A 12,961-nucleotide genomic window follows, 5' to 3' on the forward strand; every position below is an offset into this window, starting at 1 on the left:
GAACAGAACGCCCTCGCCGCCTGCTATTTCGACGACACGCTGCTCGATGATCCGGACCTGCGCACTGAGGCCACGGGCGCGCTTGCGTCACGGGTCTCCGTTCATGGCGCGGTGCGCGCGGCGCTCGTCCAGCGGCAGCGCGACTTCGCCAATCAGGATGGCGGCGCCGTCCTCGACGGGCGCGATATCGGCACGGTCATCGCGCCGGATGCGGACGCCAAGCTGTTCATCACCGCCAGCGCCCGCGAACGCGCCCGCCGTCGCGCGCTGGAGATGGAATCGCGCGGCGTCGCCGCCGACATCGAAAGCATCGTCGCGGAAATAGAGGCGCGGGACACGCGCGACATGGGACGGGCCAACGCCCCACTCATCCAGGCGGACGGCGCAGACTTGCTAGATACCAGCGATTTGGCTATAGACGCGGCCGTTCAACGGGCGATCGCGCTTGTGGACGCGCAACTGGAACGTCATCGCAAAGGGTGACCGTCAAGGCGCTTCGGGTTTCGAAGCGCCCTTTTCGCTTTTCGGGCATGGCGCGTTCCGGCACGGATTTCCCGGCGAATGCCCAGGCGGCATGCGGCCGTTTGGGCGGTTTGGCCAAAGACCGCCGGAGACAACCGGCCGGCCAGCAATGACGACGAAGGACACATATTTATGGCCTCTACGGCATTTCCGTCGCGTGATGATTTCGCGGCGCTTCTCAATGATTCTCTCGGTGGCGAGGACGGCGGCTTCGAAGGCCGCGTGGTCAAGGGCACCATCACCGCCATCGAAAACGACCTGGCCGTCATCGACGTGGGCCTCAAGAGCGAAGGCCGCGTGCCGCTGCGCGAATTCGCAATGCCGGGCCAGAAGGCTGACCTGAAGGTCGGCGACGAAGTCGAAGTCTATGTCGATCGCGTCGAGAACGCCCATGGCGAAGCGATGCTGTCCCGCGACCGCGCCCGCCGCGAAGCCGCATGGGACAAGCTGGAAAGCGAGTTCACCGAAAATGCTCGCGTCGAAGGCGTCATCTTCGGCCGCGTCAAGGGCGGCTTCACTGTCGACCTCGACGGCGCCGTGGCGTTCCTTCCGGGTTCGCAGGTCGATATCCGCCCCGTGCGCGACGTCACCCCGCTGATGGACATCCCCCAGCCCTTCCAGATCCTGAAGATGGATCGCCGCCGCGGCAATATCGTCGTGTCGCGCCGCGCCATTCTGGAAGAAACCCGCGCCGAGCAGCGCAGCGGCCTCATCCAGACCCTGCACGAGGGTCAGGTCATCGAGGGCGTGGTCAAGAACATCACTGATTACGGCGCGTTCGTCGATCTGGGCGGCATTGACGGCCTGCTGCACGTCACCGACCTCAGCTACAAGCGCATCAACCACCCCAATGAGATGATCAACATCGGCGACACTGTCCGCGTGCAGATCATCCGCATCAACCGCGACACCCAGCGCATCTCGCTGGGCATGAAGCAGCTTGAGAGCGATCCGTGGGAAGGCGCGAGCGCCAAGTACCCGGTCGGCGCGAAGCTGTCGGGCCGCGTCACCAACATCACCGAATATGGCGCCTTCGTGGAGCTGGAAGCCGGTATCGAGGGTCTGGTCCATGTCAGCGAGATGAGCTGGACCAAGAAGAACGTCCATCCGGGCAAGATCGTCAGCACCAGCCAGGAAGTCGACGTGATCGTCCTGGAAGTCGACGAGGACAAGCGCCGCATTTCGCTCGGCCTCAAGCAGGCCCAGTCGAACCCCTGGGACAGCTTCGCCGAGAAGCACCCGGTCGGTTCGGTCGTCGAGGGCGAAGTCAAGAACGCCACCGAGTTCGGCCTGTTCATCGGTCTGGACGGCGACGTCGACGGCATGGTCCACATGTCGGACATCGCCTGGGGTATCTCCGGCGAGGACGCGCTCAACCTGCACCGCAAGGGCGAGGCCGTTCAGGCGATCGTTCTGGACATCGACACCGAGAAGGAGCGCATCAGCCTTGGCATGAAGCAGCTTGAGCGTGGCGCTCCGGCCGCTGGCAGCGCTGGCGCCTCGTCCAGCTCCGGCCTCAACAAGAACGCGATCACCACGGTCACCGTTCTTGAAGTCCGCGACGGCGGCCTGGAAGTTCAGGCCGGCGAAGACGGCGCGACCGGCTTCATCAAGCGCAGCGACCTTGGCCGCGACCGCGACGAGCAGCGCCCCGACCGCTTCCAGGTCGGTCAGAAGTTCGACGCAATGGTCATCGGTTTCGACCGGGCCAAGAAGCCGAACTTCTCGGTCAAGGCTCTGCAGATCGCGGAAGAAAAGCAGGCTGTGGCGCAGTACGGCTCGTCCGACAGCGGCGCTTCGCTCGGCGACATTCTTGGCGAAGCATTGAAGGCCAAGAACGAAGGCTGATCGCTTACTGCATGATCTGAGTCGTTTCAGACTCGATACTTACCGGGCCCGCCCTATCTTAAAGGATAGGGCGGGCCTTTCATTTTGACCCGAAACGGATCAATTATGACGACTTTAGCAGTCCAAATAGCAAAATATTGAATTAATGGGACAAGTCTTGGCTAATAGCGTGATTGTCATGCCCTGCACTTTTAGTTAAAAGACAATGAACATGACAGCGTGGGGGTGTCGTGTGCGCAGTGGAGGGGCAATGATCCGATCCGAACTCGTTCAGAAGCTGGCCGAAGATAATCAGGGACTGACACTGCAAGAAATAGAACGGATCGTTGATCTGTTCTTTCGCGAAATCATCGATCAACTGGCATCGGGCGGCCGCGTGGAACTGCGTGGCTTCGGGGCCTTCACGACACGTTCGCGCGATGCGCGGACGGGCCGCAATCCGCGCACTGGGGAAGCTGTCCCGGTCTCGGCGAAACGCGTCCCTTATTTCAAGCCCGGCAAGGAAATGCGCGAACGCCTCAACGAAGGCTGACGCTTCCCCCTTCTCCTCCTTGACGACCTCTGCTTGACGGTTGGAGCCGAACGCTTCACTGGCATCTGCGCGGCCGGTACTCCGGCCGGGATGCGGACGTGGCGAAATCGGTAGACGCAGCGGACTTAAAATCCGCCTCCCGTAAGGGAATGCGGGTTCAAGTCCCGCCGTCCGCACCAGTCTTTTCAATAACTTAGAGAGCTACATTCCCTGGGGGAACCGACAGACGGTGGGTTGGTGTAGGATTGGTGTAATGCTGCAGCCATGCCAGTATCGATTCGCGCGATGGCTTCATCGATATGATTCCCATGAATGTGGACATAGCGCAGCACCATCGCCAGCGTCTTGTGCCCGCTTATCCGCTGAATCGTGGGCAAGTCGATCTTCGCCTTGACCAGTCGCGTGATAGCGGTGTGCCGCATAACGTGTGGCGTGACCTTCTGCGGGCTCAGGCCAGCATTAATAACGGCTCTAAGAAATTGCTTCCCCATGCTCTGCCTGTGTAGGTATTTCGACGGCCTCGAAGGCGGGAATATGTAGCCGCACTTGTCGTCCTCCTTCTCCCGTTGAATCTTCAAAGCATCTGCCAGCGTGGGGGTTATCGGCTGCTCCCGCTCCCCGGCTTTAGCTAAGGGGATGAATATGCGGCGCGACTCGAAATCGATCTGGTCGTACCTTGTCGCAACAATCTCGGAATGCCGCATCGCGGTGTTTAGGCCGAATGCCACAAACAGCCATAAGCGATCATCATGATCTTTGAGTGCCGCAGTCATAAGCGCCTCAATGTGTATGTCGCTCATAACCACGATAGGCTTTCGGGGCTCTTCGCCTTTGGCTATCCTGGGGCGGTCATCTTTCTTGATCCATTTCCAATCCACCAATCGATTCATCATGTGGCTAAGTGTGGCCAATTCCCGGTTGACTGTAGCTTGTTTGAAACCGGCATCTAGCCGCTTCTTGGCGTAGCTTTGAACGCCGAACTCAGTAAGCTTATCCGCGCGCAACGCACCAAAGTGCGGCACAAGCCTGTCGTCCAAATGGCGACGCTTGTCCCCAATATTTTTCCCTCCCGTTGCCTCTAAGCGCTCAAGATAGGCCTTCGCGGCATCCTTGAAGCTGCGATGCGCTTTCCGTCCCTTAGGCAGGTCCAACCTGTCTTCCCGCGCTTTTGTCCTAGCAGCCTCTATGAAGCGTTCAGCTTGCTCTCTGGTCACACCCGCGCTCGCCGTTCCCAGCGCTCGATGAATCCGTGCCCCATCGACCATGACGTTTACGGAATAGCGCACGTCTCCGTTGGCCAGTTTCTCAGCCGTAATCCCATGCTCTGTGATCTTTGCACCTGATGCCAGTGACTTGATGGCCGGGCGCGTAAGCTTCTGAAACCTGATTGACACTGATTTTCCCTGCCATCCTGCTGAGTCGCAAGTTACTATCGAACATCTCGTCAATATAGTCAAGATGAACACCATTGACGCCGCCAATCCGCGTCCTATATATCTCGCTTATTGCCTTGTTATTCAGCATTTTGGAAGAAATTAAATAGGTAGTACTGTTACTATACTAGATTTCTTTAATCAGTGTAGCAGGTGATATAGGAAGATATTTGATGAAGGAGCGACATGAAGTGAGAAAGAAGTACCCCGGAATGAAGATCACATATGATGGAAGGTTGGATAGAAAAGCCGCAGCAGAGTACCTCGGGATAGGCTTAGGTACATTGGTTGACTGGGATAGGCTTGGGAAAGGGCCGCCTAGCCTCCTTTTAGGCCGCAGACGGTTTTACCCCATCGAGGGTTTGGAAGGCTTTGTGGCTGGCAAAAGGTAGCATGGCCTATTTTCCGCAACGCCAACGGTAATGACAACGAGCCTTTTCATCGGGCCCGACGCCTTTGCCCTTGTCGCATTGAGCGCTGAACCTTGTTGACCCGCCGCCTTCTCACTAATGCTTAAATCTGGTTGTATAAATCAGACATATATTTTCGAAGTCCGAAACTCATAATTGATCCAATTAAACTCCGGAAGTTGAAGTGTTTAACTTTGTTAAGTCCAGCATTAGCGCTTACTTAACATTCGTAAATGCTGTTTTGCTTACCAATAATTGAAGTTGAATTAAGTTGATTATCGATAAAATATCCGCAGAATTCAGCCAATATTTCACTTTTTTCAATCTATACTTGACGATCCGTAGGCGTGGCGCTAGAAGCCGCCCCACAAATGATCCGAATGATGCCTATAGAAACATCACTCAGATTCTTTATTCTTATATTCTGATTTTTTCTCCTCAAGCCTTTCCAATTCTTTCTAAAAAAAGAAGGAGAAAGAGGCACATGGAGAAAGAGGAGGAGGAAAGAGAACTATAAGTACAACGTTTTGTCGAACTCATAGCGGGAAAATCCCGAGAAAGGATTATTTGTATGTAAAAACAGAGGAGTATATTTGAATGAATGTTACGCATAATTACAATGTTATTGTCAATAAGTTCGAATTAAGTTCAGGTGACGAGGCTTTTTTAAAGGCACTGCTTGATCCGATGCGAGATATCGGGATCAACCACAAATCCGTATACCTTGACTTGGAACGAATGCCGATATCCGACGAGGCAGTTGCCTTAGTGGATCACCTTATCTCTCAGATGAAGCCTTGGCTTGGCGCTAAGCCCCGGCAGGCGGGCTTGAGCAAGGCTCTAGGGACAATCCTGCCTTGCTTGCTCGAAGCTGTAGATGGCGATGCGAACGGCTACGCCTACAGGCCGATGAATGCTGCCGAGTTCACGGACCAACCCATTGGGCATAGGCCGTTTCAAAGAGTTGTGAAAGCAATGGTCAAGGCTGGATATCTGAGTGTCACGCCCGGATCATGCCCGACAAAGCCGACGACGGACGATCCTCGAACTTCAACGCAATTTAGGCCCTCTATCGAGCTTTGGCTATTGTGTTCGGACTTAGGAGTATCTCCTCTCGATTGGGAGCCGCATTTTGGCTATCGCCCAGCGCCAGCCAGGGTAGCAAAGCCTATTCTCCTCAATTCTTCGACCAAGGCGCGTTATAAGGGTTATCGACGCGAGAAGGTGGAGAGTGTTCCTATGGCGGTCCCTCTATCTTGTCCGAAGGTTGCGGACTTGGCTGACGAAGTTAACGCACTTAATGCATTTCTGTCGAAGCAAGATATCCAGCCGCAGCGGCTGTATCGCGGTCTGCATCGGATATTCAGTGATGGCGACTTGGCCTCTCCATACGGCTGGGACAAAGGCGGTCGTCTATACTGTCGAGGCGGCGGCTACCAAAACATCCCGCATAAGCAGAACCCCAAAAAACCTGATGAGCCATTTAGGCAGATGATCACTATCAATGGTCAGCAGCTTGTTGAGGTTGACCTTAAGGGGAGCCACCTGCGGATACTGTACGCTCTCAAGGGGATACCGTTGAATGAATCCGACGACCCATATCACGTTCCCGGACTGGACAGAGACATTGTCAAAAGTTGGGTTACGATGACACTAGGGCACAATAAGTTTCACAAATACTGGACTGCGGATATTAAAAAGAAATATACTGAGAATGAATTGACGGAAGGCCGTGTATTACAAGAGGATTATCCATACCAGCAAGTTCATAATCAGATAATGAAAGAGCTTACGATATTTTCTGATTGGCCTGTATCGAAGTGGCGATGGGGGGATTTTCAGTATATTGAAAGCTGTATTTTGATTGATGCGATGAATGAGCTTTGCCTCGAGAAGGGGATACCCGCTTTGCCATTGCATGATTCCCTGCTGGTTCCGTCCCTGTATGCCCATGAAGCGCAAGCGGCATTGTCCTGGGCATTTTACAAACGGCTAAATGCAAGACCGGGTATAAGTATCAAATAATGTACCGCGTAAACTAATATTTGATTTAGAGGCGTTTTAACGGCCATACAGAGGTTTTAGGTAAGTTTGGCACTCAGGCAGCCAAATGGAAATTAGATCTCTGTATGGTGCTTCTAAGGGCGTCAGATTAAATGTTTGCCGATAGATGTTAAGCGGGGGAGAGCACAGGCTATGATCTGGCTCAATCCCCCGCGCTGGTTCCTCGCCATTGCCGGGCCTACCGGCGACACCACTCCAAATTATCTTTTGGGCAAGGTCACAGCGGGCGCTTGATATATCGAATGAAGATAAAAAATAGGGCTGATCCAAAGACCAGCCCTTCGAAAAGTTTAGGAGAGGATGCCTGAAAGGCAAGGCCATCTGATAACGTTGTCAGGAATTTGCTGCAAGTGCGAACAGAGGCAGGGCGATTGCAAAATCTGCAACTGTGTCTCGCTGTGCTTCCGTTATGTCTCTGCATCCGCAGCCGCTTTCGACCAATTCCGGCCGGTAAAACCCCCGCCGCTCTTTCCGGTTGCAGACATTCTGGATGGCGTTACGATTAGGCATGGATGATCTCCTTCAGGATGCTCGACGGTTGGTTGCGGCGCTGCGTGCATCGGGTTCAGGCTCTGGAAGTGTGGAATACTCTCTGCTCAGCGCGCTGGAGCCGCTCGTTCAAACCCTTGAGGCCGACGGTCGCCCGCAACGAGGCTCAATCAATGCACTCAGTCGCGTTTGCACTGACCGTTTGGACTGGGATTCACCTTTATTCCAGCGATGCAACGCTTTGATCGAACATGCCCGCACGGAGCTCTAACGACCATCTTGCGACACTAGGCACCCAGTATGGCGACCTCAAAACTCGACGTGCTTAGGGGCATGCTATTGCCCGTTCGCTGAGTAGCCTTCATGCCAAGCATACCAACCAGTGAAGGAACGGAGCGCGGCAAATGCTGGATCGTTCATCCACGGAAACCTATCTTTGAGATGCTCTTCTAGCAGGGGGTAAAACTCGTCTAAATCCACAACTCCAACGCCCGCTGCCTTCTCGAGATATGCACTAGCCGCGTCACAAATCCTGTTTGCTGAGGCTCTGACGTCATCACGAAGCGCTGGCGGCACTGACGACAAAAAATCTTGAAGTCTCTGTTCTACTGGAAACGTCCTGATCCATGCGACGACCGCTCTGTTTCGAAGTTCATCGATATCGGGCGTCGAAGCATCTTTACGTGAGAACCAATTGAGCACGGCGCACCCTTTGTCAGCTACGCGTAATCTAAGCTCAAAACCTGCCATTCCGCAAACCACCCAAATAAGACATTACCTTGGTTGAAAGAAGCCCGCCAGAGCTTCAAATTTTTTTGGCTACACGGGTAGATAAAATACGAAAATGCCCTCGCGTCATGTCTTAAAACGCCTTGTAGGCTATAATTAAGATGCAGTTACAAGAGATGCTAGATTGGCGATAAAAACCTACGACTATATTAATTGAATAAGGTCCGCACCTTTTCCGTTGATCCACGGATCATTGGTCCGCTGCATTTCGATAAGTTCATTTGGGAAGCAACGATACTGGAAGGCTATCACGTCATCGATTGTACCATGCAGCCAGCTATCATGTTCATCAAGATGTAAGAGTACCGGCATTCTGTCGTGGACCGGCCTTATGGCATCATTACAGTCCGTCATGAGGCCCGTGTAGACCGGCCCCCATTCCACACTCTCGCGCCAAAAGCCTGCCCATGCAAATAGCTCTTGGCCCTTGACGCTAAACCATGTTCTCGTCTTCCTGCCCTTTTCGCCCTCTGCTTCTGCGAAGGCTGTCACGGGTATCAGGCAGCGCCAGCGGGTCTTAGGCGCTATTCCTCGCCACATGGGCTTTGTAAGGTCCGCTACGTTATTCACGGGCAAGGGTTTGATGGGCAGGCCCGTGCGCTTGCTCTTTTGAGGAAGCGGGAATCCCCAGGTCATTGATTGGAGGATACGGTGGCCAGCCTCTTCGCGCACTACCATGCCGGGATAGCCGGGCACTGTTTCATCGGGGGAGTTAAAGGCAGCAGGTATCTTGGCATTGAACCAAGAGGCTACTTCCGCTGCGGACTTCCTGGCTGTGTAGAGGTTGCACATGTTGCCATGACAGAACTGCACAAGCGCCAAGTCAAGTTGTATGGGGCGAAAGCTTACGTGAAACTGTTCAAAAGCTTATCTGCCGCCTTCCCATTTCAGCTATTACGGCGTCTAAAAGATCAGATGGGTTCTCTGTTTCTTCATCTGTCGCCGATTTCCATGCGTCCAATAGCTCTTCGTCTGTCCACTGCTTCACGGAGGACGCTAACTTCTCTTCTGTCATCGCCAAACCTGCAAATAATATTTAATATAAGTTAGGAAGATTATGGTTAATACGTTTGTGGCGTAAGGTTCCGTCAAAGGTGATCAATGGCTATGGGAGAGTTGAGTCCCACGCGTTAAGGAAAGCGATACATATGCATATACGTACGCTATTTATCCTGTGGACAGTTTTATGTTAGCTGTGGATAACTATGCTTATGCTGGATAATGAACAAAGAGCGAAAGACCTGGACAAGCTTGCTGCCGACGAACCAAGTTTCTCCAAAGCGCAGGATATGGCGGCGCAAGCAGTTCGACCCAGGGCTATTAACAAACCACGGCGTACCCTTGGATTGCCATTCTCCCGGAACTAGGCTGCCTTTGCACCGGAGCCGTTAGCCTTCTCGCGATACTCCGCAGCAAGGATGAGATGCGTCCTCTTGGCGCATGCGTCGGTGGATTTCTCCGCCATTTCAATCTGCTCTTTTGCTCTGCGCTCATAATAGGCGCGGTCAATCATGTCTGGCATTTTATCCTCCCTGAGGTAACGCTATGGGCAGGAGGCATAGGGTGCGGGTAGCCTCCTGCCCGTCCTTTGAAGCGAGGTCTCGAAGGACCTGCAGATATTATGCTTGATGGCCTGCCCCTACAATGTGGGGTGGGATGCCTAATCCCGTCGTGTCCTACCGCTCACAACGTCAGCCATGAAGGACGTGCCGGTATTGTCGGCTTCCTCGCGTAGCTGCCTGACATGATGGGCCACTAGCTTGCCGATATAATCCCCGGCTTGCCTGAACTCCCTTGGTGTCGACAAATCATCATCGGATTCAATCACCGTTGCCAGGGCGAACGCCAGCACGCGCGACACCATGCTGGCGGTTACCACCCCATTCTCCGATTGTCCCGCCAGCGCCGCCATGATCGGTCCTAAAGAAGCCTTGACGATCGCGCGCTCTTGTTCACTGATTTCTGTGTCTCTGGCATCCATCATGATAGCTCATCCTCTGTATCGGTTCAGCGCCCGCTTCCATTCGCGTTCATCAGGCAAGGGAAGCTTTAGCTTGGGCGGGTTCTTGCACGTTTCAATGCGCGTAGGCCGAACCTTGCGTTTCAATCTCTTCCAGCAATCCCAGCAATAGAGCCTGTCCTTGGCGCTCCGGAAATCGTCGTCCCAACCCTTCCTCTGGAACCGCCACCAAAGGCCATGCGGTTGGAAATAGTTGACGTGCCTGCACTTCCCGCATTCGACCTTGATGGTATGATGATAGGCCGCCGCCTCAAAGATATTGGTCGCCATGCGCAAGCCATCTTCGTAGCGGCTCATGGTCCATCACAGCAGCCTGCCGTCGCCGCTGTCGGAAAGCAGCATGCTGGCGGATCGCGCAGCCGTTAAAGCATTCCTGTAATGCACGGTGTCGTGGCGTTCGGCTTCTTCAAAGTCAACCGGTGCCCATTCGTCGCTGGGGTACACAGCCTCATAGATCGCCCGCACCGCATCCCGTAGCGGCTTTGCCCCGTCTGGTGGTGTCATGGTCATAATGGTCACCATGGAAGCTCTTTGGCGAACGCCAACAGTTGCTCAAACTGGGATTCATCAAAGCAAATGTTAGTGTCGCCAATGGGTACGGCGTTTTCGTCATCGACGATCCGCACCCGTGCAATGGCCTCCATCATATTGTTCCATTCGGCATCGGGGATGCCGGGACCATGAAGGAAGTCGCCTACAAGCCCCATCCTCATGGATAGTGCTCTAGCTGCTACACCGACAGGCGTGAGGCCTTCACGTTCCGCATAGGCCCGTAAGACAGCCAGCCGGTCCTCTGCCATGCCATCTGTGTAGAAAGCGCGGGTAAGTTGGTCGCCGGTAATCGCTAAAGCATTGATGTCCTTGAACCTGTCGGAGGGTTCGCCCCCATGTGATGCGAGGGTAGGCTGTTCAGCAGCAAGCATGGTGGCGTCTCCTTCATCCGAATCAGGGGATAGCCGCTATAGAACATAATACGAACATTTGATAGGTCGTGGGCGTGCGATTCACCCGTGACCATCTGACCTTCAAGGCGTTGTGCGCTCTGGATGAGGCTGTGGAGGTCTCACGGGAAAGGCCAGTCGAACCAAGCTATGCGCTTCGGTTTCCCCTAGCCTACCTATACGCTGTCAGCATTAGACAGGAACGTCATCTTCTGGCGCGTATATCAGAGAATGGGAGCTGGCTGAGCGCCCGCCAAGGGCCGTGAACCTTCCCGCGTTGATAAAGGAATTAAACAGGGTTTTCTCTGATCCTACGCGATCAAAGGTGCAAAAGAAGGATGCGCGGGAAGCGTCGGGCATCAGGTCCGCCCAGGTTCTAACACTGCTCTACCGGGAAAAGGCTTTCTCGATTTGCCATGCAGAAGGTATCGAGGAGCAAAATAAAAAGTTTGTTCGCAATGATATAGGTATCATCTTAAAAGTGTACGCCAGCATTTATGGAAGCGAGCCCATTATCGCCGAAGAAAGTATGCATCGTCATCACTAGCGTCGTCCATGCCCAGTATTAGCTAGAACTCCTAACAGTTGGTTTGGATCAGCAGGCAAAGTATGGGCATCAGCAAAACCAGCAAGCAACATCCAGGCATCGTCACCTTTCGAATCTGTTTCCGAACTGTGCGCAAATTGATACACCGCATTCGAAAGTATTTCAGTGAAACTAGCAAGATTATTTAGGCATTTTAACGATACCGGAAATATATATTTTTCCCAGTCGTACAGGTGTTTGGAGAATCCCGACTTATTGAAGCGGAGCATTTGATCGCTCCAGTCAGGGAGACTGTGGGCAACTCGTGACCTCACCGCATTTATATAGCTCACCAAACGCTTCACTTCTTCCAGACGCTTTCCTTGCACCTCATCAAGCTCAATATCTTTTGCCAAGGCTCTTAAGATTTCGACCAATTTGCTAACGCCAGGTTCAGCAATCAATCTAGTAGCGGTCAAGTGGGGGATTTTTGCTAAAGCTGAAACAGCGCCATACAAGCTGGCTTCGAGATATGAGGTGGCACCGATAAATCGACCAATTGTTGCAGCATGCAAGTCTGGAAGCAGAACCCCACTACCGCCGTTGTAAGCATTTTCGTAAGAACCATGCTCTGTCAGATTAATGTTTTCATGCTGTAATGAAATCAATTCCATCTCCCGTTAAACGCATTACCTATTTTCAATTAGAGATTAACTCTTTTCCAAGTTATTCATCCTCAATCTCAGATTGAAATTGCAAATATTGAGCTACTTCATCCCCAAATCGTCCCCTCTGTAGATTTAAAGGCGGCTCCGTAGCGGCAAGCAAAACTGCCTCTATATGGTTTAAAGCTTCTGATGGCGTAGGACGTACATCATCATGATCAGCTAAACTTTTACCAGTCACACCTCTTGTTCCAAACCAGCTGAATAACTTCCAACGCTCCGCAAGATGATCTGAGCGATGCTGCTTTAGTCTCTGGAACAGACATTGATCTGCCCGTCCGCCCGCTTGTCCAATATACATGATACGAAACGTATCATCATAAAGCACATATACTCCTCGCTGATCCCTAAAGTCGACCGGCTCCTTACGTTTTGCGCCGTGCTTCTTACCTAATAGTGATCCAGCATTGCCTTTGCCGCCGGTGCCCCACCAAACTTTTTCTCGGCTCCAGAACAACCCATAATTTCTAATAAGCATTTTAGCCTCAGATTAGGACGCGAAACGACCTTTTAAACCTTGCCACAGGGCCAACAACTTTATTGATCAGTGCTCCTTTTCATACGGGCCTTTACTATCGGAATACCAGCTGAAACATAGTCCAGAATGAATGTTGAGGGATCAAGGAGCGTCAGCCGACAGCTTCACTGCATCATCAGAAGCT

The 12,961-nt window shown here is 53.1% G+C and carries 13 protein-coding genes and 1 tRNA gene; 6 read left to right on the forward strand and 8 right to left on the reverse strand.

All coding sequences use genetic code 11. The features are described 5' to 3' along the window. The 4 genes from BHQ40_RS16405 to BHQ40_RS16420 all read left to right on the forward strand — a co-directional run. Positions 1-483 (forward strand): (d)CMP kinase (locus tag BHQ40_RS16405; RefSeq protein WP_070156903.1); only part of this gene is annotated, 483 nt, incomplete at its 5' end. Between the two features lie 171 nt (positions 484-654). Beyond that, entirely contained in the window at positions 655-2,370 is a 1,716-nt protein-coding gene (rpsA, locus tag BHQ40_RS16410; RefSeq protein WP_070156929.1) for a 30S ribosomal protein S1, read from the forward strand. Between the two features lie 250 nt (positions 2,371-2,620). Next, positions 2,621-2,902: an integration host factor subunit beta gene (locus tag BHQ40_RS16415; protein WP_070156904.1), complete on the forward strand. Its 282-nt coding sequence runs from the start codon at positions 2,621-2,623 to the stop codon at positions 2,900-2,902. Positions 2,903-2,994: 92 nt separating this feature from the next. Then, positions 2,995-3,081, forward strand: a tRNA-Leu gene (locus BHQ40_RS16420). A 6-nt stretch (positions 3,082-3,087) separates the two neighbouring features. Here the strand turns inward: BHQ40_RS16420 and BHQ40_RS16425 are convergent. Further along, the gene (locus BHQ40_RS16425; RefSeq protein ID WP_070156905.1) at positions 3,088-4,296 is read right to left on the reverse strand and encodes a tyrosine-type recombinase/integrase; all 1,209 of its coding nucleotides are present in this window, start codon (positions 4,294-4,296) and stop codon (positions 3,088-3,090) included. A 1,046-nt stretch (positions 4,297-5,342) separates the two neighbouring features. Here BHQ40_RS16425 and BHQ40_RS16435 point away from each other — a divergent pair. After that, on the forward strand, positions 5,343-6,770 hold the full coding sequence (locus BHQ40_RS16435; RefSeq protein WP_070156907.1) for a hypothetical protein: 1,428 nt from the start codon (positions 5,343-5,345) through the stop codon (positions 6,768-6,770). Between the two features lie 1,461 nt (positions 6,771-8,231). Here the strand turns inward: BHQ40_RS16435 and BHQ40_RS16440 are convergent. The 5 genes from BHQ40_RS16440 to BHQ40_RS16460 all read right to left on the reverse strand — a co-directional run bounded on the left by BHQ40_RS16440 (position 8,232) and on the right by BHQ40_RS16460 (position 11,030). Further along, on the reverse strand, positions 8,232-8,900 hold the full coding sequence (locus BHQ40_RS16440; RefSeq protein WP_253183391.1) for an SOS response-associated peptidase: 669 nt from the start codon (positions 8,898-8,900) through the stop codon (positions 8,232-8,234). Positions 8,901-9,450: 550 nt separating this feature from the next. Continuing rightward, positions 9,451-9,609 carry a hypothetical protein gene (locus BHQ40_RS26250; RefSeq protein ID WP_171905878.1) on the reverse strand — a complete coding sequence of 53 codons (159 nt, stop codon included), beginning with the start codon at positions 9,607-9,609 and terminating at the stop codon, positions 9,451-9,453. Positions 9,610-9,747: 138 nt separating this feature from the next. Further along, positions 9,748-10,071, reverse strand: a complete 324-nt coding sequence (locus tag BHQ40_RS16445) for a hypothetical protein (protein ID WP_070156908.1) — start codon at positions 10,069-10,071, stop codon at positions 9,748-9,750. Between the two features lie 339 nt (positions 10,072-10,410). After that, on the reverse strand, positions 10,411-10,629 hold the full coding sequence (locus BHQ40_RS16455; RefSeq protein ID WP_253183390.1) for a hypothetical protein: 219 nt from the start codon (positions 10,627-10,629) through the stop codon (positions 10,411-10,413). Continuing rightward, complete coding sequence (locus BHQ40_RS16460) at positions 10,623-11,030, reverse strand: hypothetical protein (protein ID WP_070156910.1); 408 nt, start codon at positions 11,028-11,030, stop codon at positions 10,623-10,625. Before BHQ40_RS16460 ends, BHQ40_RS16455 begins: the two co-directional genes overlap by 7 nt. A 343-nt stretch (positions 11,031-11,373) precedes the next feature. On the opposite strand from BHQ40_RS16460, the gene BHQ40_RS16465 reads away from it, so the two are divergent. Then, positions 11,374-11,595 (forward strand): hypothetical protein, encoded by a 222-nt coding sequence (locus BHQ40_RS16465; RefSeq protein WP_070156911.1) that lies wholly within the window; start codon positions 11,374-11,376, stop codon positions 11,593-11,595. Here the strand turns inward: BHQ40_RS16465 and BHQ40_RS25780 are convergent. Together BHQ40_RS25780 and BHQ40_RS25785 are read right to left on the reverse strand one after the other, a co-directional pair. Further along, positions 11,592-12,248 (reverse strand): hypothetical protein, encoded by a 657-nt coding sequence (locus BHQ40_RS25780; RefSeq protein WP_139139330.1) that lies wholly within the window; start codon positions 12,246-12,248, stop codon positions 11,592-11,594. The genes BHQ40_RS16465 and BHQ40_RS25780 overlap by 4 nt on opposite strands. A 52-nt stretch (positions 12,249-12,300) precedes the next feature. Continuing rightward, the gene (locus BHQ40_RS25785; protein WP_139139331.1) at positions 12,301-12,777 is read right to left on the reverse strand and encodes a GIY-YIG nuclease family protein; all 477 of its coding nucleotides are present in this window, start codon (positions 12,775-12,777) and stop codon (positions 12,301-12,303) included. Positions 12,778-12,961: the final 184 nt, after the last annotated feature.

Source organism: Sphingobium phenoxybenzoativorans (assembly GCF_001757355.1).
In the GTDB taxonomy this organism is placed as follows: domain Bacteria; phylum Pseudomonadota; class Alphaproteobacteria; order Sphingomonadales; family Sphingomonadaceae; genus Sphingobium; species Sphingobium phenoxybenzoativorans.

What these genes read in the sequence shown, in the direction of transcription:
- BHQ40_RS25780 (WP_139139330.1), bottom strand. Translation starts at nt 12,248, where the DNA reads ATGGAATTGATTTCATTACAGCATGAAAACATTAATCTGACAGAGCAT.
- BHQ40_RS26250 (WP_171905878.1), bottom strand. Translation starts at nt 9,609, where the DNA reads ATGCCAGACATGATTGACCGCGCCTATTATGAGCGCAGAGCAAAAGAG.
- BHQ40_RS16435 (WP_070156907.1), top strand. Translation starts at nt 5,343, where the DNA reads ATGAATGTTACGCATAATTACAATGTTATTGTCAATAAGTTCGAATTA.
- BHQ40_RS16455 (WP_253183390.1), bottom strand. Translation starts at nt 10,629, where the DNA reads ATGGTGACCATTATGACCATGACACCACCAGACGGGGCAAAGCCGCTA.
- rpsA (WP_070156929.1), top strand. Translation starts at nt 655, where the DNA reads ATGGCCTCTACGGCATTTCCGTCGCGTGATGATTTCGCGGCGCTTCTC.
- BHQ40_RS16415 (WP_070156904.1), top strand. Translation starts at nt 2,621, where the DNA reads ATGATCCGATCCGAACTCGTTCAGAAGCTGGCCGAAGATAATCAGGGA.
- BHQ40_RS16445 (WP_070156908.1), bottom strand. Translation starts at nt 10,071, where the DNA reads ATGATGGATGCCAGAGACACAGAAATCAGTGAACAAGAGCGCGCGATC.
- BHQ40_RS25785 (WP_139139331.1), bottom strand. Translation starts at nt 12,777, where the DNA reads ATGCTTATTAGAAATTATGGGTTGTTCTGGAGCCGAGAAAAAGTTTGG.
- BHQ40_RS16460 (WP_070156910.1), bottom strand. Translation starts at nt 11,030, where the DNA reads ATGCTTGCTGCTGAACAGCCTACCCTCGCATCACATGGGGGCGAACCC.